The organism is Sporosarcina sp. P26b (assembly GCF_002743245.1).
Classification (GTDB): domain Bacteria; phylum Bacillota; class Bacilli; order Bacillales_A; family Planococcaceae; genus Sporosarcina; species Sporosarcina ureae_C.
This window is the reverse complement of record NZ_PDYW01000015.1, coordinates 1-25,034: the sequence shown is the minus strand read 5'-3', so window position 1 is coordinate 25,034 and position 25,034 is coordinate 1. Positions and strand designations below refer to the sequence as shown.

General features: G+C 41.0%; 22 protein-coding genes and 1 pseudogene. 8 read left to right on the top strand and 15 right to left on the bottom strand.

The features are described from left to right. Nucleotides 1-60: 60 nt before the first annotated feature. The 6 genes from CSV69_RS12110 to CSV69_RS12085 form a co-directional block, all read right to left on the bottom strand. Nucleotides 61-1,458, bottom strand: coding sequence for a thermonuclease family protein (locus CSV69_RS12110; protein WP_099693550.1), 1,398 nt, complete (start codon nt 1,456-1,458; stop codon nt 61-63). A 163-nt stretch (nt 1,459-1,621) separates the two neighbouring features. Then, a complete protein-coding gene (locus CSV69_RS12105; RefSeq protein WP_085426854.1) occupies nt 1,622-2,956 on the bottom strand; it encodes a hypothetical protein in 1,335 nt (444 codons plus the stop codon). A gap of 393 nt (nt 2,957-3,349) precedes the next feature. Beyond that, complete coding sequence (locus CSV69_RS12100; protein ID WP_099693549.1) at nt 3,350-4,315, bottom strand: SH3 domain-containing protein; 966 nt, start codon at nt 4,313-4,315, stop codon at nt 3,350-3,352. 356 nt (nt 4,316-4,671) lie between these two features. Next, on the bottom strand, nt 4,672-5,154 hold the full coding sequence (locus CSV69_RS12095; RefSeq protein ID WP_099693548.1) for a nucleoside deaminase: 483 nt from the start codon (nt 5,152-5,154) through the stop codon (nt 4,672-4,674). Between the two features lie 24 nt (nt 5,155-5,178). Further along, entirely contained in the window at nt 5,179-6,723 is a 1,545-nt protein-coding gene (locus tag CSV69_RS12090) for an NAD(P)H-hydrate dehydratase (RefSeq protein ID WP_099693547.1), read from the bottom strand. 50 nt (nt 6,724-6,773) lie between these two features. Next, on the bottom strand, nt 6,774-7,556 hold the full coding sequence (locus CSV69_RS12085) for a hypothetical protein (RefSeq protein ID WP_099693546.1): 783 nt from the start codon (nt 7,554-7,556) through the stop codon (nt 6,774-6,776). A 161-nt stretch (nt 7,557-7,717) separates the two neighbouring features. Between CSV69_RS12085 and CSV69_RS12080 the strand changes: the two genes are divergently transcribed. The 4 genes from CSV69_RS12080 (at nt 7,718) to CSV69_RS16690 (ending at nt 10,728) form a co-directional block, all read left to right on the top strand. Continuing rightward, nucleotides 7,718-8,269, top strand: coding sequence for a hypothetical protein (locus CSV69_RS12080; RefSeq protein WP_085426860.1), 552 nt, complete (start codon nt 7,718-7,720; stop codon nt 8,267-8,269). Between the two features lie 340 nt (nt 8,270-8,609). Further along, nucleotides 8,610-9,416, top strand: coding sequence for a hypothetical protein (locus tag CSV69_RS12075; RefSeq protein ID WP_099693545.1), 807 nt, complete (start codon nt 8,610-8,612; stop codon nt 9,414-9,416). Between the two features lie 288 nt (nt 9,417-9,704). Beyond that, nucleotides 9,705-9,842, top strand: a complete 138-nt coding sequence (locus tag CSV69_RS12070; RefSeq protein WP_233192389.1) for a hypothetical protein — start codon at nt 9,705-9,707, stop codon at nt 9,840-9,842. A gap of 679 nt (nt 9,843-10,521) precedes the next feature. Continuing rightward, nucleotides 10,522-10,728, top strand: coding sequence for a PepSY domain-containing protein (locus CSV69_RS16690; protein ID WP_143560831.1), 207 nt, complete (start codon nt 10,522-10,524; stop codon nt 10,726-10,728). Nucleotides 10,729-11,706: 978 nt separating this feature from the next. On the opposite strand, the gene CSV69_RS12055 is transcribed toward CSV69_RS16690, so the two are convergent. After that, the gene (locus tag CSV69_RS12055) at nt 11,707-13,314 is read right to left on the bottom strand and encodes an aminotransferase class V-fold PLP-dependent enzyme (RefSeq protein ID WP_099693542.1); all 1,608 of its coding nucleotides are present in this window, start codon (nt 13,312-13,314) and stop codon (nt 11,707-11,709) included. 17 nt (nt 13,315-13,331) lie between these two features. Beyond that, nucleotides 13,332-13,880 carry a glycerol-3-phosphate acyltransferase gene (locus tag CSV69_RS12050; protein WP_099693541.1) on the bottom strand — a complete coding sequence of 183 codons (549 nt, stop codon included), beginning with the start codon at nt 13,878-13,880 and terminating at the stop codon, nt 13,332-13,334. A gap of 247 nt (nt 13,881-14,127) precedes the next feature. On the opposite strand from CSV69_RS12050, the gene CSV69_RS12045 reads away from it, so the two are divergent. Continuing rightward, on the top strand, nt 14,128-15,261 hold the full coding sequence (locus CSV69_RS12045) for an alcohol dehydrogenase catalytic domain-containing protein (RefSeq protein WP_099625867.1): 1,134 nt from the start codon (nt 14,128-14,130) through the stop codon (nt 15,259-15,261). A 77-nt stretch (nt 15,262-15,338) separates the two neighbouring features. Here CSV69_RS12045 and CSV69_RS12040 read toward each other — a convergent pair whose 3' ends face one another. The 6 genes from CSV69_RS12040 to CSV69_RS12015 all read right to left on the bottom strand — a co-directional run bounded on the left by CSV69_RS12040 (nt 15,339) and on the right by CSV69_RS12015 (nt 21,929). Continuing rightward, on the bottom strand, nt 15,339-16,484 hold the full coding sequence (locus CSV69_RS12040; protein WP_099693540.1) for an acyl-CoA dehydrogenase family protein: 1,146 nt from the start codon (nt 16,482-16,484) through the stop codon (nt 15,339-15,341). 43 nt (nt 16,485-16,527) lie between these two features. Next, nucleotides 16,528-18,072 (bottom strand): class I adenylate-forming enzyme family protein, encoded by a 1,545-nt coding sequence (locus CSV69_RS12035; RefSeq protein ID WP_085426866.1) that lies wholly within the window; start codon nt 18,070-18,072, stop codon nt 16,528-16,530. Nucleotides 18,073-18,133: 61 nt separating this feature from the next. Further along, the gene (locus CSV69_RS12030; protein ID WP_099693539.1) at nt 18,134-19,258 is read right to left on the bottom strand and encodes a CaiB/BaiF CoA transferase family protein; all 1,125 of its coding nucleotides are present in this window, start codon (nt 19,256-19,258) and stop codon (nt 18,134-18,136) included. 42 nt (nt 19,259-19,300) lie between these two features. Next, on the bottom strand, nt 19,301-20,452 hold the full coding sequence (locus CSV69_RS12025; RefSeq protein WP_099625863.1) for a thiolase family protein: 1,152 nt from the start codon (nt 20,450-20,452) through the stop codon (nt 19,301-19,303). Between the two features lie 81 nt (nt 20,453-20,533). Next, entirely contained in the window at nt 20,534-21,304 is a 771-nt protein-coding gene (locus tag CSV69_RS12020) for a 3-hydroxyacyl-CoA dehydrogenase (RefSeq protein WP_099625862.1), read from the bottom strand. Between the two features lie 40 nt (nt 21,305-21,344). Further along, entirely contained in the window at nt 21,345-21,929 is a 585-nt protein-coding gene (locus CSV69_RS12015; RefSeq protein WP_085426870.1) for a TetR/AcrR family transcriptional regulator, read from the bottom strand. Between the two features lie 294 nt (nt 21,930-22,223). Between CSV69_RS12015 and CSV69_RS12010 the strand changes: the two genes are divergently transcribed. From CSV69_RS12010 to CSV69_RS16880, 3 genes are read left to right on the top strand one after another with little or no spacing between them, the layout of a single operon-like run. Further along, complete coding sequence (locus CSV69_RS12010; protein WP_099693538.1) at nt 22,224-22,787, top strand: methyltransferase family protein; 564 nt, start codon at nt 22,224-22,226, stop codon at nt 22,785-22,787. Between the two features lie 31 nt (nt 22,788-22,818). Beyond that, nucleotides 22,819-22,980 carry a hypothetical protein gene (locus CSV69_RS17060; RefSeq protein ID WP_199170419.1) on the top strand — a complete coding sequence of 54 codons (162 nt, stop codon included), beginning with the start codon at nt 22,819-22,821 and terminating at the stop codon, nt 22,978-22,980. 53 nt (nt 22,981-23,033) lie between these two features. Further along, complete coding sequence (locus CSV69_RS16880) at nt 23,034-23,198, top strand: hypothetical protein (protein WP_158232668.1); 165 nt, start codon at nt 23,034-23,036, stop codon at nt 23,196-23,198. A gap of 171 nt (nt 23,199-23,369) precedes the next feature. On the opposite strand, the pseudogene CSV69_RS12005 reads toward CSV69_RS16880, so the two are convergent. Beyond that, nucleotides 23,370-24,872, bottom strand: a pseudogene (locus CSV69_RS12005) (SLC13 family permease); the annotation flags it as partial. Between the last annotated feature and the right edge of the window lie 162 nt (nt 24,873-25,034).

Genomic DNA, 25,034 nt, shown 5'->3' with positions numbered 1-25,034 from the left:
AACTTCAACTGAAGTTTCGGGTGTCTTGTTTTCTCTATTAAATATCTAAATATAGATCATTCAATCTTTTTTACTCTTACATATTTCCAGAAACAAGACTATACATGTCGCTAAAATCGCAGACAATTTAGTAGTTTCTCTGTCTAGACTTACTCTCGCACTTATTTTAAGTGGTACCTCTTCGACTTGGCACTCTTTATCTTCTCGTTCCATTATGTCCTTTTCACCTTGTGTATTCGTTTCCTCAACTATATTTTTACTTTTGATAAATTTATCGTAAATAAGGTTGATCACTATACTAAAGAAAAGTAATTGTAATAAGAAACCAATAAACATTTCTAACACAACTATAAAGCGTATATTTCCATTAGGAATTACATCACCATACGATCCACCAAAGAAAGTAGTGCCACTTAAATATAGATAATCACCTAAATCATTCAGATGATCTGCCCCGCCATTTACGGAAATATGATCTCCTATAACTTCTTTGTCGTCAGTGTATATTTTTCCCGAAAAGAAATCCTCTTGAGTTATATGAACTATTCGTGGATTATCAAATACAGCATAGACAAATGTAAAATAAGAAATAACTACTAGGACTGACCCGACAATGAGGGCACTTAACTTCTTGATATTCAATATTTCTATGTGTTTCAATATGAATTTAGATAGAATGTAAAAAATAACTAGTATGATAATTAAACAGATTCCTAAATATATCTTAGCAGCCATTTTATATTGAATCGCTACTATGATCACTGGAAAAGGAATAAACAATAAGGAAATGAATCCATAGAACAGTCCTGACCAACTCGGAATATTTGATAACTGTTTTATAGTGAATAGCAAGTACATCAAGTTAACTATACTAATTACCGCTAATACTTTATATATTCCTTTCCCCATAATAACTTCCGAATTGCTTATCGACTTGCTTTGATAACGGATGCCCCAAATCCCTGATTGATTATCTTTAGCCATCTTTTCCGCATGTAAAAAACGCATTTTATATTCTGGTTTAATTAGGTCGTCCATATTAGCTAAACCTTCCGCAACAATTAACTCATTTATAGTTAGATCATCATCAGCTGAAAAAGATATGAGATAGTCGTCCTGTTCAACTTCCTTCAAGTAAATAGTTTTGTTTAATAGAATCTTTTCAATTTCATTTACAGCATCTTGCTGATCAAAAGTAACTATATCCTCCACAAACAGTACTGCGTCTTTTATTTTTTTAGTTTCTATTTTTAGTGGAGCCTCTTCAAAATTCCCTTTAAACTCTTCATACTCTTCGAACATACTAGTCGAGATGCCATAAAGATGAATTCGATTCGTGTCATTGACTTCTATAGTATAAGGATCGATAATCTTCGTCACAGTATTCTCTTCAGCGGATGACACATCGGGAAATAAAATGATAAATAATACGACTACACATAGCTTGAATATCTTCACTTATACACTCCTCATGTTTTTTATACGGAGAGGCTTACAGTTTGATTTTTATGTACAGATATCTTTTACAAATTACAAACACCCCAAACTCTACCTGAAATTTGGGGTGTTGAACTTATTACAACCATCACTTATAAAATTCTATCAAAGTTAAACAAGAATCCTATTTCGAATCCGCCCTAAACCCCGATTTATCATAGCCATATTTATCATAACCATTTCTATCGTAGCCTAACTTATTAAAGCCTCTTCGGTCATAGCGCTCTTCATCATAGCCCGACTTGTCGTATCCTTCATCATCGCGATCCGTCCCGTTTCGGTGAATCCCTTGAGGAGTAAAGCCGTTGCAATCGAATCCTTTAGTATCATATTTCGTACCGTTCGCATGTTTGCCATCCCGATTGAAACCGTGTGGATCATAGCCGAAACGATTATAGCCGTCTTTATTGAAGCCATTCTTATCATATCCTTGCAGATTAAAGCCTTTCTTGTCATAGCCTTGTCGGTTTCGGCCGTTCTTGCCAAAGCCTTCTCGGTCGACGCCTGCTTTATTGAAGCCATCGCGATTATAACCTTCGCGGTCGATGCCATGCTTATTGAAACCATTTACATCATAGCCTTCACTATCGTAGCCGAGCGAATTAAAGCCGGATGCATTGTACCCTGCTTTGTCAAAACCATCTCGATTGTACCCATGCTGATCATAACCCGCTTCATCATACGTTTTTTCGCTGATATGGCCACCATCCCGTGTAAAACCTTCACGGTTGTATCCTCTTCTATTAAAACCTTGTTCATCAAAGCCTTCTTGGTCATACCCTTGTTCGTCAAATGAACTGTTATTTTTATGGACACCTTGGAAATCAAAACCGCTGCCATCATACATCGTGCCATTCATATGCTTGCGATCGCGATTGAAGCCTCTTTTATCGTAACCAAATTTATTATAGCCTTGACGATTGAAGCCGTTCTTATCGTAACCCAAGTTATTAAACCCGTCTGTCCGATAACCTTGTGCACTGACACCGTATTTATTGAAGCCATATTTATCATAGCCTTGTTTATTGAATCCTGCCCGATTGAAGCCGTTGACATCATAACCTTCTTTGTTATAGCCATTTTTGTGATAGCCTTGGCGATTGAAGCCATCCGCTTTATAGCCGTCTTTGTCATAGCCTTGCACGTTATAACCGTTCTTATTATAACCGTTTGCATCATAGCCGTAGCGATCATAACCCGTCCGATCAAAGCCTGCTTTATTAAAGCCCGTTGCCTTAAAGCCTTCTTTATCATAGCCTTGATTGTCATAGCCGTTTTTATCGAAGCCCTGTGCATCAAAACCATATTTATCAAAACCACTAGCATTATATCCATGTTCATTAAACCCATGACGATCATAACCAAACTTATTGAACCCTTGTCTATCGAAGCCCTCACTGTTATAAATCGTTCTATCTGGTTCAATGTTTTTATTGTTTAACGGATCCCCATAATTCATGTCGTACCCCCGCATAATTTGTTTTCGAATTCCAACTCTCTATGCATCATACTACAAAAAGGGAGTAAACTCATCAAGTTTCGCAGTATGACGATACGTAGGAAGTGAATGAATATGGGCAGTAGCACAAAAACCTACCAGATTATTTATCTGATAGGTTGAATAAACATATATTTTAAGCTGTAATCTGTACATTTCTTTTCATTTCGATACTTAGTCGAATCAATGCTTCTCGATCTACCATGCGCACGTCATGTAGGTGTATACGTCACTGCCTACCTGAAACTTGAAAACGGCGTACCGGCAGACACAATAATAAATCCAACCACTTGATCTAGTAATTTTTGCTCTTTCTTCGTTCGATTATTCATAGTGAGTCGCTCACCCTTCATTTTAAGGAATACTGTTATTCATCGTATTGTACGAAATCCATCCCACGTAAGAACCTTCATTTGTGTAGGCTCTCACTTTACACCACGTTCTACTAGCACTCTCTACGTGCGTCTCCAAAATATATACTTCAGTTCCTTTATACAATACTATTCCCACATTCCCACCTAAAGTAGGCGCATCTCTTAGATTGGCGATTTTACTCGTTGTATAAAGAGTTTTATTCACCAAATTAGCACCCGTTATTCTCGCTTGTTCTAATTCCCACTTACCTGTTTCCTTACTTTTAGCACTTGCTATGGCTATGGCTTCTTGTTTTCTCTTTTCATCTTCAATCGCTTTTGCCTGTTTTTCTTCTTCGCTCTTCGCTTGTGCAATCTTTTGATCTTCTTCTGCTTTAGCTACGGCGTTTTTCTTAGTAACATCTTTTTCTATAGCTAGTAAAGTGTCCTTTAAATTGCTGATTCTTGCAGAGCCTGGAGCTGCTTTCAGATACGCATTCACGATGTCATGTGCTTCATCGAATTCTTGATCCCCTATCAATTCTTCAATTTCGGCAGCAGTCACATCTTCAATGTCTTGTAATTCAGTTGTTGCTTTTTCATATAATTTGGTATCGTTCTCAGGCACTTTTGAAAAATACTTCAGCGCTTTGTATCGATCATTATGATCTAGTGACTCCATGCCTCGCTCATAATTTTCATTTGCTTCCATTAATTCAATCGCATTTTCACGCTTTGCCATTACATCGTCCGAGTATTTCTTCGTCAGCACCGTGTCATAGATTGCGATGCCATTTTCATACTTTCCTATCGCAACCAATGAATCTGCTTGCTTGATCGTTTTATTGTCTTTAATGACAGTGAATAAAAATACACTTACCGCAATGACTGCCACGGATAATATAGTTAAAATGATTTTATTTTTATTGCTTTTAGCGTTTGTGGAACTAGTACTCCTCTTTTCCATTCTTCCCAACCCCTTCCGATTGACTATATGTACGTGTAAACTGTGTGAATGGATAATATGTGGCGACTGATTTCATTGGACATCTTTCATTGCCCCCACAATAGTAATCAATTTCTAGTAGAATTTAGCATTTTATGAATCTATCATACTATGGAATAACGCAAACTGTACATAGAATTCTCTAATTATTTGAAGTGCGAAACAAAATATACACAATGCTTCAACACACGAGCATACGAGTAAATAATGAAATATAGTCAACCTACTTCTAAGCTGCATTGAATTTGTCTTTTCACACACAAAAGCCCACCAGTTTAAACTGATAGGCTTTTGACATCATCATCTTTTCCTATATATCACCGTTGCTTCGCGTGATACTGGCGATGCAGCTCATGAACTTGCTCTGCTAGTTCTGGAACAGGCCCTACCACTTCCGCGTTCAAAATGACACCCTCGATCGGAATCGATTGAATGCTTTGGGATTCGACCCCCAGTTCTTTCTTCCACTCTGATAACTGTTTGGATGAACTCGCATACACGATTTTCCCTAGACCGACTAATCCATGAGCAGCCGAGCACATCGGACAATGCTCTCCGGAAGTATAGACGACTGCGTTTTTCTTTTCTTCAGCTGTCATATTTTCGCCAGCCCAACGTGCCAAAGCAAATTCAGGATGTTGCGTCGCGTCACCGTTTCCTACCCGATTACGATCCTCAGCCAACACCTTGCCTTCAGCTGAAACAAGTACCGAACCAAACGGCTGATCACCGTGGTCTACTGCTTCTTTCGCCAACTCCACACATCTTTGTAAATGCTGTAAATCCGTTTCATTGATCATAATAAAATCCTCCTTATTCACTTACTAGTTTGTTGTCCAATCATGTAATAACTTTCTGCTACCTTCAATAATATCAGGTGCAGTCACGCCATATTCCGAATGAAGAGCCGACTGATTTTCACCAGCTGACGCATGCAAGTAAGTTGCCGCAATCAACGCTTGTTTTGGTTTAGCTCCTTGAGCAAGGAATGAGGCGATCAAACCCGTCAGCACATCCCCCGATCCGCCTTTGCCAAGCGCGCTACTACCTAAGGGGTTAATATACACTTCCCCTTCAGGTGTCGTGATAACCGTACGATGCCCTTTCAACACTAAATACAGCCGATGCTCCAACGCAAATTGTTTCGCTATATCCAATCGATTCGCTTCCACGTCCTGTACGGTCGTATTCAGCAAAGCACCCATTTCACCAGGATGCGGTGTAAACACTACAGGGCCATCATATACACTAATTATGTCCAGCAGATCGCGTGATAAATACAACCCATCCGCATCGACTACAACCGCTTGTCCGTCCAATGAATGCCATAGACTTTTCATCCACTCTTCACCGCCTGCAAATCGACTCAACCCAGGTCCGACCGCCACTACGTCATACGAATTGAATGATTCTTGCTCACATGAAGTTACAGCGAGATGACCACCCGTTTCTGCCATTGGCCAAAACAGTGCTTCGGGAAACTGCGTAGCCGCCATCGGATAGATCCCCTCTGGAACACCGAGCGTCACAAGCCCCGCACCCGAATGCAATGCAGCTTTAGCAGTGAAGATTGGTGCACCTACATATGACTTCGAACCGCCCAGAACGAGCACATGACCGAATGTTCCTTTATGTCCGTGCTTTGGTCGTTTCGGCAACGCGTGGATGGCATTGTTTTCCGTAATCACTTGTGGCAGTTCCAGTGTAAGCTCGTCAGCTATAGAAGATGGGACTGAAATATCAACCACTTTCCATTCGCCTATATGCTCTGGACCTTGCTGCAGGAAGAATCCAACCTTCGGCGCAACGAACGTAATCGTATGATCCGCTCGTATAGCTATATCTGCCACTTCTCCAGTATCGCTATTTACCCCGGATGGAATATCTACCGAGACGACTCTACTCCTTGATGAATTGATTAGCTCTATAACTGAGCGAACAGGCTCACGTAGTTTGCCCGTACATCCTGTTCCTAACAACGCATCCACAATGATGACGTTTTCACTTAACAATAGCTTTATATCCGGAATAAGTTCTTCTATAAAAGGCACCATTTTAAGTTTTCGATTCTTGTAGACATCATAATGAACTTTCGCATCGCCTTGCAAGGAGGATGTATTGGTAACGATAAGCATGCAAGATTTGCCTTCATCCTGTAATCGGCGAGCGATAACAAATCCATCTCCGCCATTATTGCCTGCACCTGCGAACACGAGGAATCTTGTGTCAGGCTTATCACGGGTCAGTTTCAACAGCTCATCAGTCACTTTCATGCCGGCGTTTTCCATAAGAATCGCCCCCGGCAGTCCAAGCGTTTCAATTGCATAATGATCCATCTGTCGCATATCCTCTCGTCCCACTGCAAACATTGACTTCACTCCCTATAGTTGATGGAATTTCACAGACATCTTGTGTATACTCAAACCTCTCGGATACGCACAGCAGACGGATCGACCAAATCAATCTGCCACCATTTCCATTTAAAATTCAATTTCCCGATAACTGCGATCTGATACACTTTATCAAACATCACATCATCTTTATTCGAACCTCTATATATTTGCGTTCTATATTTCCATTCGCCTAACTTATTCTCAGTCCATAATTTGAGTAAGTAATAAGTGAATTTCTTCCCTTTTTTATTTACAGCTTCTTTTTCAGTCACTTCCAACTTAACTTTTCCATATAAAAGACGGATATCTGTTCCGTCAGATGCGTCAATCCAGCTCGTTAAACTTTTTCTTCTGATTGCTTTCACTTCTTGAAGCTCTGTTTTATCCCCATGAATCAACATCGGATTTTGCTCTTCTTTAGTCGTTTTCTGGTTATGATCCTGCTGTCTCGATTGTCGATGTGTATTCTTAAATAGCATGCGCATCATGGAATCCAGCTTATCTTGGACTTTATCGTAGTTGAGACTTTCCACATACTTCTCTATCAATTTCTTAGATGCATACTCATACATATAAGAGCATCCTTCACGATGGTCCGAAGTGGGTTTCTTTTTCAAATGGGTCCTTGCCGAAGATGATTTACTCACTAAAAACAAATCCGCCATTTCACATTCGGGACATCGCATGAAGCCTTCATATGGAGAATAGTCGCCCTGATTAGCAATGGCGTAATCTACTACCTCTTCTATAAAATGATTCTCATCCGTTTTAGTATAATAAAATTCTTCGAAGCTTTTTGATTTCACCATACCATCCCTCCTGCCATAAAATAAAATACTTATATGAGTCCATATTCCGTGTCTATTATCTCATATCTATCTATTCAAATGGTACCAGGACCACAAACAATTCAGAATGTTTATGCTATGATACACATAACCAATACTACTCTATTAAAAGAGGTGAGCGAATGAATTTCATGGCTTGGTTGATTATTGCTTGTGAAATAGGTTTTTGGGTCGTTATTCTTGCCGGTCTTATTACACGCTATGTATTCAACAAAAAACGGCTCGGCTTATTTTTTCTAGCGTTAACACCAGTCATCGATTTACTCTTGCTAGTCGTCACGGCTACCGATTTATATAACGGCGCTGTTGCCACACAAGTTCATGCCATTGCGGCGATCTATCTCGGAGTATCGATCGCATTCGGAAAAAGCATGATTCACTGGGCGGACGAACGCTTTCTTTACTACGTCAAGAAAGAAGGCACAAAACCTGCGAAGAAAACAGGATATGCCCATGCGCGCCATTCCGTAAAAGGTGCGTTGCAACATGTACTAGCATTTATCATCGGTGGCGGGTTCTTGTTTGTCATGATTTACCTAATTGGAGATACCAATAAAACCGAAGCACTTTCTCAAATGCTGAAGTTATGGGCGCTCATCGTTGGCCTTGATATGGTCGTCTCACTCTCCTACTTCATTTGGCCACGGGCTGAAAAAGTTCATCGGCATAGGTAACACGCTGTTCTTAAAGAGATACGAGGTGCGGTACATGCGGAGTAAACAATATGTAGCACGGCAGATTGTAAATCACCTTTTATTTGATGAACAAATTAACAACAGCACATAACTAAATGCGCCACAGCTAATTGTGTTATTAAATTTCCTTATGAATGGATAAGTGGGATGGCACCAGAGAATATATTTCGGGGGAATTTAATACGTCGAAGTTAAAAAAGGGGGTTTATGTTAAAATGGATTGTAAGAGATTGGCTTGTTAAGCAAACGGGCCAGAATGAGCTAGGTGGTAACATCCGGTTATCATGAGTAAAAAATCCATAAGGAGTGTGAAAAAGAAATGAAGAAAATGTTTTTATTGACGGTTGTTTTTTTGATTGCTATTTCCCAAACTTCAATGCTTCAAGCAGTTGCTGCTCAAGACTTAGAAAGTTTGGAAAATAAATTGACAGTATTTCAAGATGAAGAAGATTTTATGTCTTACAGAACAGAGGAAAACGGTTTCATTTATGATTATGAAGAAAGAACTGTTGCTGACGTAGTTTATACAAAGAAATACAGAGTTACTCAATCTTCAAGAACATTGGTCGAAGATAGTTCAACGACAGTCAAATTGGTTGATAATATTCTTTCATTGAGTGTATATGACAACATTAATAACACGACAGAGCAAATAGAAATTAATGCGAATAACCTTGATACAGAGTACTCTGTAATGGTGAAATGCAGCCAAGTATGGCCTTCTGGTTTTCAAGGGAAAAAACCTATAGTTTCCGGACACCAATACGCTCACAATTGGAAAACTAATCAGGGCATTTCTCGTTTAGGAACTTTAGATATTATTGTCAAAACTCCAGATAGAAAGTTTGACGAATATACAAGGATTGTTGACAGTCTTATAGCACAAGAGAAAGCAGCTGTACCTATTGTTGGAACAGCTAAGGGACTTGGAGAATTAGTGAAGGCTATTGGCAAAAAACAAGTAACAATAGCTACTATAAAAGCTGCTTTTAAAACTATAGGCAAAGCGGTACCTGGAATAGGTCAAATTTACACATTGGTTACATATTTCAATACAGAGCACAAAGCTAATGTAGCCAGAGACGCTCATAAGGGAACAACAAAATATAGATTGGGTAATTGTTAATGGAAAAAATGAACGATAAAAAAAGAATAATTTATCTTGTTATCTCTATTTTTTTCCTGATATTGTGTGTTGGATATATTTTTTATAATTATTCTCACAACTACCCTTTCGGTATATGGGTATTTTTAGCAATAATTTCGTTGATTTGTATACCGGCACTTTTGATAAAAAAATAACAAGTTCGTTCATGTAAATCTGATGATTATTTAACAGATGATGAAGAACGGAATTTGCAAATTGTTAAGGATTTAGAAGAGGGTTTGTTCCGAAAACGATTGATTTCTTACGATGGGTTTGTTGAAAGAGATTCATAAGAAATTAAATTTAGATAGTGCTGAAGATGGCGATTTAATAAAAGTAGATGGCGAAGATGAAGAAAAAGAAAAAGAGGATCCTGCGTATACGGTAACGGCAATGTGGAATTAGAATCGACAAAATTATTATATAAAAAATGATTAAAAATGTTTTTGCTGTTCAACAATCGGGCCAGATTAAAGAAATGATTGTTAGAAATGGAGTAAGAAATATGGTTTTTATAGCATTGCTAATAAGCATTTTAACTACTTATTTCTGGAGATGGGCTAGTCATATTTATATTGACATAAGCCGTAGTATGGCTGCTTCCAATTATCTAGGCGATATAACATTTATTGATCGAGTAGTATATCAGTTGTTTTTCCCAGCATCATTATTCGTCGTTTTATATATTTCATTGTTTTTATTAGCTCTTATTTTTAAAAATAAAATTAAAGAACTCTCACCTAAAAGTAAGTTTCTATTTGTAATTCCGTTAATATTCACGGTTTACATTTCTATTGATTTATATATCTTTTTGTTCGTTAATTAAAATAACTCAAGAATCGGGCGCGATTCTTGTATAAGGAATCTGCACCCTTTTCAGTAATAGGGCCAAATCGTGGAGTTTGCCTTCGATTTACATAACGACCAGGTAATTGACAAGGGAGAGCGTTCATTTGAAAAAACTGTTATTTGTTTTAGTTATTATTATTGTGATGTTTTTTTCATACTCATATCAGTTACCAATTATGAGTACAGGGGAAGCGATAGATAGTGCAGAAAAACACTTGCAAAATCCACCAAAGGAGTGGGGAAAAATTTTTCAGACTATAATTGGGATGATACTGCATTAGAAGATGTTGTTGTATCATTAAATCAAAAGAATGGTATCTGGAACAACTTAACAAATAGAATGAATTGGGAAGTCACGATAAAAATTAACGGCTCAGAGCCAACAATTGTTATTGATGCTTATACGGGTAAACTTATTGATATATATGGACCATTAAACTAAGTATCCCATTTTACTGTTCAAGTAATGGGTGCGTTTGTTGTATAGGACTACGCTTCAATCGGGCCAAAAATCTGCTAATGGAAATGGTATTAAAATTAAGCCTTTGGGAAAGCCATTTACAAAGAAATTTTATTCATACAGGCTAAAGTAGCAATAAGGGGAATGAAATAATATGAATTTATTAAGAACATTAACACTAATGCTTGCTGTTTCATGTATTGGGATTGGTATATATTCGTATTTCAATCCTTCCGGCGGCAATGTACAATTCTTGCTTCAAATCTCACTTTTTATGTTAATTCTCACAGTTATTTTGATTTCAGTAATTTGGAAAGTAAATAAAAATTAGACCTCTGCTATCGGGCTCAATTATGGAAGATGGGTTGTGTCGTTAAAGGGCCAATTTGCAAGATAAGCTCATTTTTGCTGATCAAATTATGCTTTATCAAAGGGTGGTCTTATGAAAAGTAAAAATAATAACAAACGGATTATTATTCAGTGGATTGCACTTGGGATTGTAATGCTCTCACTTGTTCTAAAACTAGTTTTATTCACCACGGGAATTGCTTACAATCTAACCGATATCACAATGAATGCCATAACCTGGACAGGATTTACAATAGGAATTATTTTAATTCTAATTTCTTATCTTTTTCCTAAAACAACCCGAAATAATGCAGATTCCAACTAACGGGCGCGATTGTCGCATACGCTTTTTGTACTCACTTAGTTGATCTTCGTTACAGCCAGCCACTCCGGGAGGATCAGCGAAAGCCGTAACGAAGAACGGCTTTTGCGAGTAAAAGCGTAGCGTTAGGAGCACATCTTTGCACTAGCCCACCCATAGGACACGCGTCCGGCTGCAACGCAGATCAACAGTTTCAAACCACTACTCCCCTTAGTTCACTCGAGCAGACACTCCAGAAATTTCAGCGAGAGCTGCAGCAATGAACGACTGGTGTCCACCCTCCACCTCATTCAATGTCCATATTTAAGATGTTCCCCGTTACGCACCCCCTCTACTAAACAACGTAACAATTCCAGAAACCTCTCCATCTCCTCATCTGATGGCTCATTCATTGCCGCCACTTGCAACCAATTACGCGTCTGTAAATAACTACTTTCATAATGCGTGCGGTAGCCATTCAGAAGCAAATCATCACCGAGACGCTTCGAACCTATCTCTTTCGGAAGTACGAACGTCAGAATGCCAGGATTTGTTGACTCTTTCGGCGACAACACCTCCACACCTACCCCTTCTACACCCTCACGCAAACGATCTGCGCAATAGCGAATACGCTGAAAACGGCGTTGCGGATCCACTAATAGATTTTCAAGCGCCTGATGCAACGCAACTACTGCATTAGACGACTGCGTATACGGAATTCCATCGTATTTCCCATATTGACCGAGATCCAAATAGCGCGGAATCGTATCATCCGGCTCGATCGCCTCTTGATGGAACACTAGACCAAGCCCCGCGTACGAAGCCAGTCCTTTCCCACTAACTGAAGAAGCGAAATCGACGTCACGCAAATTCACAGGCACTGTCCCGATTGAACTCGCACAGTCCACAGCAATCCGAACAGCACGTGCGCGACAAAGTGCTGTAATCTGTTCCAACTTATGCAACACACCCGTCGACGTTTCACAATGAACCATCCACAGCCAACTATATTCTTGAGCATCCAATTGCTCCGCTAACATTTCCAGCGATAACACTTCGCCCCATTCTTGTTCCAAGCAATCAAAAACTAAACCAAAACGCGTCGCATGATCGCATAACCGTTGACCAAATTCTCCATTGACTACAATGAGTCCCCTTCCCCCAATTCTAGTCAACTGAGCCGCCACCGCATCATTCGCAAGCGTCCCTGTTCCTTGCAACAACTGGACGTAGTTCGCTCCCGTTAAGTCGAGTAATTGACGTTTAACCGTCGCGACTAATCGTGTATATTCAGCCGAACGATGGGAAAATGCGTCACGTGCAAAAGCTTCTTTAACATTTTCAGCAATTTTTGGTGGACCTGGCAAAAAATTCACGACAGGCGCAACGAGACGTTTCGCCGCACTTTTTTCATACGTGGCGAACGACGATATCATCGGCACATATTTCGCTTCCTCCGTACCCACCGGATCGGCAAACGGCTCAAAGCCCATATGATGGTAAAGTTTCAACTCACGCACTGTACCCGAAATCACCGCGGCATCATATCCCGCTTGCTTGCACCAATTCACTAGCCCCTGCATCAAACCGAAAAATGCACGACCGCGACGATGTGCTCGATCCACTACAAGTAATCTAATTTCTACAGGATGCTGTGGCTTTCGTTCAAGCCATTCCTCAATCGGACCAATCTTTTTATCCAATGAAAACGGACGAACTGAACGCAATGCCAACATCCCAACAATTTCATTGTCCTTCAAACAAACGATGTATGTATTTTCTTCATGAAACGGATCGACCAACAAACGCTGTTCATTGGATGCATGCTGCGGAATTTCTTCCACAAACGCCCGATAATTCAACTGATGAATTCGCTCCGCATCTTGTGGAAGTACGGCAAGCCGATAATAATAGGTCATACTGATTGCCTCCAATGCTAGTTAATGAAATAACTACGATGTGTATAGACGACTAGCGCAACCAAACAGATAGCAACAATTCCCGCCCATTCACCGTAGCCAATAAAAATAGCTGGAATAATGGCCGACAGTCCAAGCACAGCCGCTTTCGTTTTCTGACGAATCCACGAGTACAACAGCCCTGAAAAAATAAGGGCTAACAGCAAGAAAAGTGGCTGAAAGACGATCATACCGCCGAGTAAAGAAGCCGCCCCTTTCCCTCCACGCAAGCGATGAAACAGCGGAAAACAATGCCCAAGTATGACCGCGAAAAGCATCAACAATATAAGTTCGGGACTGAATCCAAGGGCACGCGAGACGAGGATCGGCAATGCCCCCTTGGCCGCGTCAAGAAACAACACAATAAAGAACATCGACTTACCGAGCACTCTCCCTGCATTACGCGCTCCTGGATTTCCACTACCTTCTACACGTAAATCTAGTCCTTTTCTTTTTCCTATATAAAGCGCAGGCAATATGCTACCGACAACGTACCAAATGATGAAGAAAATGATGAGCTGTAACAAACTTTAGCCTCCAACTATGTTTCTATATACTAGTATCTTTATGTAAATACATAATCTACTTTAATTATATAGTGAAGTGCATCTTTTTCATATTGTAAATACAAAAGCAACTCTGAAATTCTCTAATTGCATTACCTTCTTCTATCTATTCCCCTACTAGGTACCAATAATCATATTCTCACTAATCTAGTTTATGAATAAAGGAGGCGGGTAGAAAACACATATAATATGAGAAGGAAGTGATGGTATGAAAGCAGTAACATTTCAAGGAAAGAAGTCGATGGTCACAAAAGAAGTGAAAGCTCCGAGTATCCAAGAAAATAGTGATGTAATCGTACGCATTACGACAAGTGGTATTTGCGGATCGGATTTGCATCTGTACCATGGCGGGATTGTGCCCGAGAAAGATTATGTAGTCGGTCATGAACCGATGGGGATTGTCGAAGAAGTAGGTTCTGAAGTGAAAACATTAAAGAAAGGCGATCGTATCGTCGTTCCTTTTAATATAGGCTGTGGAGAATGTTTCTTCTGCCAACACGAAATGGAAAGTCAATGTGACGAATCCAATCCGCACGGTGAAGTAGGTGGGTTATTTGGTTTTGCTGAGCCAAACGGGAACTTCCCGGGAGGTCAAGCCGAATATTTACGTGTTCCATACGCAGATTTCACGTCATTTAAAGTACCGGAGAACAGCGAACTAGATGACGAGCATCTTGCCTTACTATCTGATGTCATTCCGACAGCGTATTGGAGTGTACTTCATAGCGGATTGAAAAAAGGCGATACCGCAATTATTCTTGGCTCCGGACCTATTGGATTAATGGCGCAGAAGTTTGCTTGGATGCAAGGCGCGAAACGAGTCATTTCAGTGGACCATGTAGATTACCGTTTAGAGCATGCCAAGAAGACGAATAAAGTAGAAACGTATAATTTTAAAGAACATGACGACATTGGCAAATTATTGCATGAAGAAACGAAAGGCGGCGCAGACGTCGTCATTGATTGTGTAGGAATGGACGGAACTGTACAACCAGGCGAAACATTCGGATCTAGTGGAGATAACCAATTTGGAACGATCAGCCCAATTGTCACGGCTTCACAAGTCGTAAGGAAATTTGGTACGGTGCAATTGACAGGTGTCTATGCGACAGACGCCAACAACTTCCCACTGGGTGATTTCTTCACACGCAATGTTTCCTTGAAAATGGGACAAGCGCCCGTTATTCACTTAATGCCTGAGTTATTTAAAAAGATCGAAGCAAAAGAATTCGATCCGACAGATATTATTACGCATAAAGTGAAATTGGAAGACGCAGCAGATGCTTATTCTATTTTTGATAAGAAAGAAGACGGTTGTATCAAAGTATTGATTCAGCCTTAATATAAAAAACGCGATGAGTTGTTCATCGCGTTTTTTTATACCTAATATGCTGTTCCATCTTACTCGCCTACTTTGTTTCATAGCCCCATATTCTTCGCGATAATGACTTTCATAATTTCATTCGTTCCGGCATAAATCGAACTGACTGCCACATCGCGATACCTTCTAGCGATTTCGTATTCTTCCATATAGCCGTAGCCACCATGAAATTGCATACACTGAATTGCCACGTCTTGAGCCAAATCACTCGTCCACCATTTCGCCATCGATACTTCATCTACAACGTTTTTGCCTTGCATATGCTCGATAATTAAACGATCAACAAATGTTTGACCAATGGTTGCCTTCGTTTGCATCTCTGCCATTTTAAATTGCGTATTTTGAAAATCTCCGATCCGCTTGCCGAAAGCCTGTCGCTCTTTTACATACGCTAATGTAATATCTAGCATTTTCTGCACAGAAGCTACACTTTGAATGGAGCACATTAACCGTTCTTGCTGGAGTTTCTCCATCAAATAGTAGAAACCTTTCCCTTCCTCACCCAGAAGGTTTTCTGCCGGAACCGCTACATCTTCAAATATCAATTCACTCGTGTCGTTCGCATGCTGTCCTACTTTATTCAGTTTCTTCCCTCTTGTAAACCCAGGCATTCCTTCTTCCACTACGAGCAAGCTGATGCCTTTATGAGCAGGTGACGCGGTAGGATCCGTTTTACAGACCACAATGACGAAGTCGGCAGAAGAGCCATTCGTGATGAATGTCTTTTCTCCATTAATAATATAATGGTCTCCCTTTTTTATCGCAGTCGTCCGCACTGCAGCGAGATCGGAACCTGTGCCTGGCTCCGTCATTGCAATGGCACTAATCATATCTCCGGTTACAGCTTTCGTGAGCCACCGTTCTTTCTGTTCGTCCGAACCAAAGGATTGTATATAAGGAATGACAATATCATTATGCAATCCAATTCCACCGATGCCGCTTGCCACTTTTTCAAACTCTTCACTAATGACGACAGCATAGCCAAAATCCGCGCCTATCCCGCCATATTTTTCTTCAACGGATGGTGCGATCAATCCTTGGGCGGCAGCTTTCTTCCAAAATGATCGAGGCACTTGCTGTGCTTTCTCCCACTCATCTATATAAGGTACGGCCTCCTTCTGCAAAAACTTCTGCACTGATTTTCGGAGCTGTTCATGCTCTTCCGTCATAAATGGTCGCTTCATGCATCCGCCACTCCTTTACTCTCCTGTAAGAAAGCTTCTATTTTTATACGTGAGGATTAACAGGTCGATTGGAAACTAGTGCTTCCCGAATACGATATTTCAATACTTTCCCTGATGCATTTCTCGGGATCTCTTGTTCTTCGATAAATTCGACTGGCACTTTATAATCCGCTAAATGGGTTTTACAGAACGCTTTTAACTCTGCATAATCGAGCGTCTCGTCTTTCTTTGCTACTACAATCGCGACTACTTTCTCTCCCCACACCGGGTCCGGTAAGCCGACCACTGTTGAATCTAGCAGTTGAGGATGTCTATACAGCGCTTGTTCTACTTCCGTTGAGTAGACATTCTCTCCTCCAGAAACGATCATATCTTTCTTTCTGTCTACTAATGTAACGAAACCGTCTTCGTCGATCGTCGCCAAATCACCGGTATAGAGCCAACCGTTCCGGATCGCTTTCGCCGTTTCTTCTGGTTTATTATAATAGCCTTTCATGACCATCTCGCTTTGGATAATAAATTCTCCTACTTCACCAGGAAGTATATCCTCATCATGATCATCCACCACGCGTATTTCCGTGTTCAGCGAAGCTTTTCCTCCCGTACCGATTTTATCTTTATGATCTGCTGGCAGAAGAAAAGCACCGCCACCTGGTCCACCTTCTGTCTGACCACACATATTGTAAAACTGGTCTGTACTGAAAAGTTTCATGATCTGTTCCAACAAAGCGACAGGCATCGGCGCCGCACCGTATCCACATCGTGTAACAGAAGATAGATCGTATTGCTGTTTATCTGGAACTTGCAGCAAGAAATTATACATCGTCGGCACACCGAAGAAGAAGCTGATTTTATATTGATCGATTGCTTGTAATACTTTTTGAGGTTCGAAGTTTTGATGAACGACTTGCGTGCAGCCTAAATAAATTCCTGGTACGAGAAATAAATTTAATTGTGCGGAATGAAACAACGGTGCCGCATGAAGCAATATGTCATCGGGATTGATTTTGAGGATTAAAGAGGTGTTAAAGGCGACATGAAGCACACGGTGATGATCAAATAACGCGCCTTTCGGATAGCCAGTTGTACCGGATGTATATAATATTTCTGCATCATCCGCTTCATCGACAGAGATCTCGGGATCATCTGTACGATTTTGTACTACATCTTGATAAAGGACTTGGTCACTTATTGCTGTAGCACCTGTTGTGATTTTCAAATTGATTTTGCTATTTGTCGCTGTTGCTTGATCGATTAACGAAGCATACTCTTCATCAAACAGCACAACACTTGCATCACTGTCATCCAAAATATACGACACTTCAGTAGCGGTTAAGCGGAAATTCACGGGTACTGTAATAGCTCCAGCTTTCAATATGGCATAGTAGACGATGATAAATGTATCTGAGTTTTTCATCATAAGCGCGACTTTGTCACCTTTTTTCACGCCATGCTGAATCAGTCCATGTGAAAGTTTATTCACCTCTTGATTCAGCTCGCGATACGTATAACGTCGATCCTCATAAATAACTGCTGTTTTCTCAGGTATTCTGCGCGCGTTACGGGAAAGTGATAATCCGATATCCATTGTTGTTGTCCCCTTTCTCTCACTAAACTTCCTGTCGTTTACATACCGCCTACCGATTTTTCTAGTATCCCCGAAGAACTTCTTCTGTATGTTCACCTAAACTTGGAGCAGCGCCTTTAATTTTCCCTGGTGTTCGCGATAGCTTAATAGGCGTACCGATATGCTGGATTACTCCAAGCACGGGATCTTCTATTTCCTGAATCATGCCACGCGCTTTCACGTGCGGATTCTCTACCACTTCACCAAATGAAAGAATGGGTGAGACACATGCAGGGATCTGTTCGAAAATCTCCATCCATTCCTCACGTGTTTTCTGCCACATAATTTCCTGAATTTCTTTTTTCATCTGTGTCTGCACATCGATCGGATCACGGACCTTTGCGACGAACTCTTCTTTTCCAATCACCTGACAAAACTCACCCCAAAATTTCGGTTCGAGTGCGCCAACAGACAACCATTTTTGATCTTTCGTTTCATAGATTGCATAGCAAGCAAGCTTTCCACTTAAATCAAGTTCGCCTCTTTTTGACTCCTGCCTCGACGCAAGAAAGTTCGGGAAGAATGTTGGCATCCAGGATATCGCCCCATCCATCATGGAGATATCGACCATTTGGCCTTTGCCTGTCTTCTGTCTCTCAAACAATGCAAGCAGAATTCCCACCGCCGCTGGATATGCCCCGCCACCAATATCCGCGATTTGTGTGGCTGGAATTTGCGGCGCACCTCCTTGTTCCCCCATCATATTTAGCAATCCCGCGTAACTGAGAAAATTCACATCATGTCCCGGCATCTCCGCGTATGGACCCTCCTGCCCATAACCCGTGATCGCACAGTACACTAGACTCGGGTTAATTTCATTCAACGTTTCATAATCCAGCCCCAACCGCTTCATCACGCCAGGTCGGAAAGACTCAATCACTACATCCGAATCTTTCACGAGCTGTAAGAACTTCGCTTGATCCTCTGCCGCTTTTAAATTAAGGCAAATACTCTTCTTACTACGATTCAATGAATGAAACAGCGCACTATCTTCACCTAGCTTCGGATATTCCGCCCGCGCATAATCACCCACGTTAGGCTCTTCCACTTTGATCACCTCTGCACCAAAATCGGCAAGAAGCATCGAACAGTATGGCCCTGGTAATAAGCGAGATAAATCCAGTACCCGAATAGCATCTAATGGCAATGAAATCCCTCCTCTCTACGTCTTGACTAGCGTGATCAGCAGTTACTCCAACCTTTCCAAAATGGTCGCATTGGCCATGCCGTGACCTTCACACATTGTCTGCAAACCATAGCGGCCACCTGTTCGTTCGAGTTCACTCATCATCGTGATCATCAAACGTCCGCCGCTTGCACCGAGTGGATGACCAAGAGCGATAGCCCCGCCGTTTGGATTTAACTTCTTTGGATCTGCACCTGTTTCTTTCAACCATGCGATCGTCACAACAGAAAACGCCTCATTTACTTCAAACACATCGATATCCTCCATAGTCAGTCCCGACTTTTCCAATGCTTTTTGCGTAGCAGGTATTGGCCCTGTTAGCATAAGTGTTGGATCGGAACCTACGACTACACGCGTGAGTACTTTAAACTTCGGCTTCAATCCAAGTTCTTCTGCTTTTTCACGTGACATCAACAAAATCGCATTGGCACCGTCGCTGATTTGGCTCGAGTTTCCTGCCGTCACATCACCATTTTCTCTAAAAGGAGTTTTCAACTTGCTGAGCTTTTCCATCGTCGTATCTTCCCTCGGTCCTTCATCATCCTTCACGATCATGTTCGTACCGTCAGGAAGTGTGACCTCAATTGGCATGATTTCGCTATCAAACTTACCTTCTTTTCGAGCAGCGATAGCTTTCTCATTGCTTTCGAGTGAGTAACGATCCATTTCTTCTCTTGTGATCTCCCACTGTTCAGCAATTCTTTCGGCTGACTCACCTTGGTGAACCATTTCATATTTCGATGTAAGTTCTTCACTGAATGCAACGCCGAGTCGAGTACTGCCCATCGGTACTCGAGACATACTCTCGACGCCTCCTGCCACGACGACATCCATATCTCCACTAATAATCGCTTGCGCCGCGAAATGTACAGCCTGTTGACTTGACCCACATTGTCTATCCACTGTAGTCCCCGGTACTTCAACTGGATATCCTGCCTGCAAAGCAGCGACACGCGCGATATCAAAGGATTGTTCCCCTACTTGCGATACACAGCCGAAGATTACGTCCTCTACTAGTCCGGCATCGATTCCAGCTCGTTTAATTACTTCTGCCAGCGGCTTAGCTGCCAAATCTTCAGCCCGCATGGTACTCAATAGACCATTTCTTTTTCCTACTGGCGTTCTTACCCACTCCACAATTACTGCTTCTCTCATGTCGATCCCTCTTCCTTCAATATATTTGTAAGCCCTTACATTTTATTAGATACAAGCAGGTCAGTCTTTACGCATAACGCCTTACTTAGGCTGCATGCGGACTGCGCCATCGAGGCGAATTGTTTCCCCATTTAGCATCGTATTTTCGAAAATACCTTTTACTAGTTGTGCATATTCTTCGGGGTAGCCTAGTCGCGAAGGGAAAGGGACCATCGCCCCAAGAGATTCTTTTGCCTTCTCTGGCAATGAAGCAAACATCGGTGTTTCAAACAAACCCGGTGCGATAGTCATCACGCGGATTCCTTCAGATGCTAAGTCTCTCGCCAGCGGCAATGTCATACTGACGATCCCGCCTTTCGATGCCGCATACGCTACTTGGCCAATCTGTCCGTCAAATGCCGCCACAGATGCTGTATTCACAATAACTCCTTTTTCTCCATTATCATTCGGTTCATTCTTCGCCATATGTTCGGTAGCGAGTCGGATCGTATTAAATGTTCCGATTAAATTAATCTGAATGACTTTACTAAAGTTCTCTAAGTTATGTGCGCCTTTTCTGCCGCTGTACGTTTTCTCCGCGACACCAATTCCCGCGCAATTGACAACTGCATTAATCATGCCAAAAGTACTGACGGCATGATCTAACGCAGCTTGAACACTTTCTGCGCTAGTGACATCTGTCTTTACGAATGTCGCATGATCGCCAAGCTCCTTCACCAACTTATTCCCTCGATCTTCCTGCAAATCAAAAATCGTAACGTTTCCACCAGACGCGACGATCTCTCTTGCTGTCGCTTCGCCTAACCCTGATGCGCCTCCTGTAATAACTGCTGATACGTGATCCATATTCATAATATATTCTCTCCCTTTCTCGTCTTAAGGATTTACGATATTAGACTAAGATCTTCAATAAATAATCGGCAATCGAATTGGCTAACTCTTGTATACTTTTACTTCCTTTTGGAGAATACCAAATCACCACATTATTCATGGCACCTAGGATAATATTATTCACAATATTACTATCTACATTTGCAAAACTACCATCCTCAATCCCTTGTTTAATCAGTCCGTCCATGCAATCACTGTATTCATTTCGTAGACGTATGATTTCCTCTAAATGCTCTCCTACGAAAACTTGATCCGGCTTAGCACCTATAAAGAAGTCCGTTCTTTCTGTAATGACATATTCCATATGGACAATCATAGCCTTCCGAAGCTTCGCTATAGAAGGAAGTTCTTCCGCCAACACTTCGTTAAGTTGCTCGATACTTTGTTCTAGAAGTATTTTGTGACTGTCATACACTAGTGCTTCTTTATCTTTAAAATAATAGTAAACGGAACCCTTCGTCATGAGTAACTTTGCTGCAATGTCTTCCATCGTAGTAGCATGATATCCTTTTTCCGCGATCACACTCATAGCGGATTGCCGAATCTCTTCTTTTTTCTTTTCTACTTTCTTCTCTCGTAATGACATGAATTTCTCACTTCCTTCACATTGCCACATCTCGTTGTGTTTACATTCTAAGTTTTCAGAATTTGAATGTCAAGTCAAATTTTAACGTTTGAGTATTCATATTGATAATTATGTATGGGAAGGTACTAGGTCCCGAAAGAGATGTTGCTCCTCTGGGATTCTATATTTCTCTACTATGTAATACAATTGAAGTGGTACCATCCTATTGTCAGAGTAGTCTCTAAACATAGTATTTTACTACGATATTTGTGATACGATGAATATAGAAAAACAGTAAATTAGAGGGGGGTCTTGATGCAGGGATATATTGCTGTTACAACCATTTCACTATTAATCATACTCGTAATTATTCGGTCGATTCAATTAAAGAAATTCGGCATTAACGTATTTAAATTTGGTCACATGTACAAAAAAGATTTCATCATACCGCCCTTTGCGTTGCTGTTGTTATATTTAATCACTTCAAACGCTTTTAATTTACCAAGGTTGGGAACAGAGCTATTTACTAACGGCATTGTGGGGTGGATTGGTGTCGCCCTTTGCTCCGCTGGACTTTTGCTATTCCTTTATAGCTTAATTTCATTCGGGAAAAGCTTTAGGGTAGGCATTGATGAAGAAAGCCCAGGTACACTGATTACTACTGGCGCTTTTTCCATTAGTCGAAACCCGATTTATACTGCTTTTGGAATGGTCTTATGTGGTGAATTTCTCATTTACCCCAATTGGATCCTATTAATATATTTGATTTCAGCTTTTTGGTTATTTAATCGACAAGTACGACTCGAAGAACAGTCTTTAGTAAAAATTTATGGAGAAGAGTACGTACAGTACTGCCAAAACGTTCGTCGATACATATAACTAGGACCTACTCTCGAAAAGGAGCTACAAAATGAAAAAATATCAAAAACGTACTATATATATTTCAATTGCCGCACTAGCTTTCTTCTTAGTATTATCTTTACTAACAAAGAATTGGGGCTTCTTTTTATGGAGTTTGCTACCTATCTTTATAGTGTTGATGACTACGTTTTCCACAAAGTTCGATAAATGAAATAACGCTGAATAAAAGATTGCCATTACTGGCCAGAATGGGAGTTGATTCAAATGAAAAATATCAAACTGATTTTTAAAGCAGTTGCATTGGCAATGGGTGTCAGTACAATTGTTTTAAGTATTTTAGGGGATGTATCTGTAGATACCGCCATCACACTACTGTCCATTGGTGTTGCTTGTCTAGCAATTGTCCAACTACAAGACAAAGAAAAGTAACTATCACTATAAGCACCAGGTCCCGACATTATTCTGAATCGGCCTTCCGTTGTGTAGCGTTCGGATACCTCCATCATTGAAAAAGCACCAGCTCCTCAAACAATATGCATTGTTTAAGAATCTGGCGCTCACTAGAGAGTCTAACTATTGACGAAAGTCATTCATTTTCTGTTATTTAAAATTCGCATAAAACTCTTCTGGTACCACTTGCAAATCAATTCCCCAAAGAAGTGGTAGCAAGAAGTAGGCGGCTAATACAATGAGAATCAGCACAAACACATTAATGATAAATCCAACGCGTACCATTTCACTTAAGCGGAGTTTCTCCGTAGCGAAAATGATAGCATTTGGTGGTGTACCTACCGGCAACATAAATGCACAGTTTGCAGCCATTGCAGCGGGTACCATCAATGCATACGGGTGGATATTCATTGTTAGAGCTAGAGCAGCCAATATAGGCAGGATCATTGTAGCGGTCGCTGTATTGGAAGTGAACTCCGTCAAAGCTAGAACAAGGAATGAGGAAGCCGCAATGATCACAATCATATGAAGTCCTTCCAAAGCCGTCAATTGCGATCCAATCCATTCAGAAAGCCCCGTTTCACGGAAACCTGCTGCGATCGCTAGTCCTCCACCGAACAACAACAAGATGCCCCATGGAATTTCTTTGGAATCTTCCCATCCTAGAATACGTTTGCCGAATTTCTTGGAAGTTGGAATAGTAAACAACAATGCTGCAGCTATTACCGCAATCATGCCGTCTTTTAATGACGGAAGAATATTAATCCAAAGGAATTCTCGTGTAATCCACATAAACGCCGCAAATGCGAAAACAGCTCCCACTGCTTTCTCTTCGAATGTCATCTTCCCTAATGCTTTCCGTTCTTCTTGGATCACTTCTTTTCCACCCGGAAGACCTTTAATATTCATCTTAAAAGCAAATCGTCCCAGATAGATCCATGTCGAAAACAAGAGAACTATAACAATAGGTACCGCGATCAGCATCCAACCTGCGAAGGATATCTCGACACCGAATAATTCTTTTACTTGTGCCGCCAGAATAATATTGGGTGGTGTACCTATTAACGTACCTAGTCCACCAATCGTTCCTGCGTAACCAATACCGAATATAAGTGTCTTTTCAAACTTCGGCAGTTCTTTTTCTTCCGGTGTGCCCTTTAAAGCGGCTGCCACCTGAGCGGTAATCGCCAAGCCCATCGGAATCATCATCATAACTGCTGCGGTATTAGAAACCCACATCGATAAAAATGCGGTCGCAGTCATGAAACCAAGCAAAATCCGCTGCGTTCCTGTACCGATGAACGCGATAATACCAAGTGCAAGTCGTTTATGTAAGTTCCATTTTTCCATCGCTGTGGCAATAAAGAATCCACCTAAAAACAAGAAAATAATATCATTACCGTACGAAGAGGTTACTGCATCCGCTTCCATAGCGCCCGTTAACGGTAATAAAACGATAGGAAGCAACGAAGTGACGGGAATCGGAATCGCTTCAGTAATCCACCAAGTCGCCACCCACAGAGTCACCGCAAGCACCGATTTCGCTGCCGGATTCATCCCTTCAGGAGATAAAAAGAACATCATAATAATAAATAAAAGCGGACCTAGAATTAGACCGACGCGTTGGACGGTAGAATAGGACGTACTTTTATCCGAATTCTGATCAGGAGGTTGGGGCGAACATAGCTGTCAACTTAAGAAATAGGTGTACTTTTCTTAAAAAGATGGTAAAGATACATACCATCTTTTTTGAAAGGAGTTCTTTTTATGTCTATCAACCATCATTTTGACATGCTTGAACAATTACTTTCATTG

What these genes read in the sequence shown, in the direction of transcription:
- CSV69_RS12105 (WP_085426854.1), bottom strand. Translation starts at nt 2,956, where the DNA reads ATGAATTATGGGGATCCGTTAAACAATAAAAACATTGAACCAGATAGA.
- CSV69_RS12100 (WP_099693549.1), bottom strand. Translation starts at nt 4,315, where the DNA reads ATGGAAAAGAGGAGTACTAGTTCCACAAACGCTAAAAGCAATAAAAAT.
- CSV69_RS12075 (WP_099693545.1), top strand. Translation starts at nt 8,610, where the DNA reads ATGAAGAAAATGTTTTTATTGACGGTTGTTTTTTTGATTGCTATTTCC.
- CSV69_RS12095 (WP_099693548.1), bottom strand. Translation starts at nt 5,154, where the DNA reads ATGATCAATGAAACGGATTTACAGCATTTACAAAGATGTGTGGAGTTG.
- CSV69_RS17060 (WP_199170419.1), top strand. Translation starts at nt 22,819, where the DNA reads ATGAAAAAATATCAAAAACGTACTATATATATTTCAATTGCCGCACTA.
- CSV69_RS12090 (WP_099693547.1), bottom strand. Translation starts at nt 6,723, where the DNA reads ATGTTTGCAGTGGGACGAGAGGATATGCGACAGATGGATCATTATGCA.
- CSV69_RS12020 (WP_099625862.1), bottom strand. Translation starts at nt 21,304, where the DNA reads ATGAATATGGATCACGTATCAGCAGTTATTACAGGAGGCGCATCAGGG.
- CSV69_RS16880 (WP_158232668.1), top strand. Translation starts at nt 23,034, where the DNA reads ATGAAAAATATCAAACTGATTTTTAAAGCAGTTGCATTGGCAATGGGT.
- CSV69_RS12070 (WP_233192389.1), top strand. Translation starts at nt 9,705, where the DNA reads ATGGGTTTGTTGAAAGAGATTCATAAGAAATTAAATTTAGATAGTGCT.
- CSV69_RS12040 (WP_099693540.1), bottom strand. Translation starts at nt 16,484, where the DNA reads ATGAAGCGACCATTTATGACGGAAGAGCATGAACAGCTCCGAAAATCA.
- CSV69_RS12085 (WP_099693546.1), bottom strand. Translation starts at nt 7,556, where the DNA reads ATGGTGAAATCAAAAAGCTTCGAAGAATTTTATTATACTAAAACGGAT.
- CSV69_RS12035 (WP_085426866.1), bottom strand. Translation starts at nt 18,072, where the DNA reads ATGGATATCGGATTATCACTTTCCCGTAACGCGCGCAGAATACCTGAG.
- CSV69_RS12025 (WP_099625863.1), bottom strand. Translation starts at nt 20,452, where the DNA reads ATGAGAGAAGCAGTAATTGTGGAGTGGGTAAGAACGCCAGTAGGAAAA.
- CSV69_RS12055 (WP_099693542.1), bottom strand. Translation starts at nt 13,314, where the DNA reads ATGACCTATTATTATCGGCTTGCCGTACTTCCACAAGATGCGGAGCGA.
- CSV69_RS12015 (WP_085426870.1), bottom strand. Translation starts at nt 21,929, where the DNA reads ATGTCATTACGAGAGAAGAAAGTAGAAAAGAAAAAAGAAGAGATTCGG.
- CSV69_RS12010 (WP_099693538.1), top strand. Translation starts at nt 22,224, where the DNA reads ATGCAGGGATATATTGCTGTTACAACCATTTCACTATTAATCATACTC.
- CSV69_RS12045 (WP_099625867.1), top strand. Translation starts at nt 14,128, where the DNA reads ATGAAAGCAGTAACATTTCAAGGAAAGAAGTCGATGGTCACAAAAGAA.
- CSV69_RS12080 (WP_085426860.1), top strand. Translation starts at nt 7,718, where the DNA reads ATGAATTTCATGGCTTGGTTGATTATTGCTTGTGAAATAGGTTTTTGG.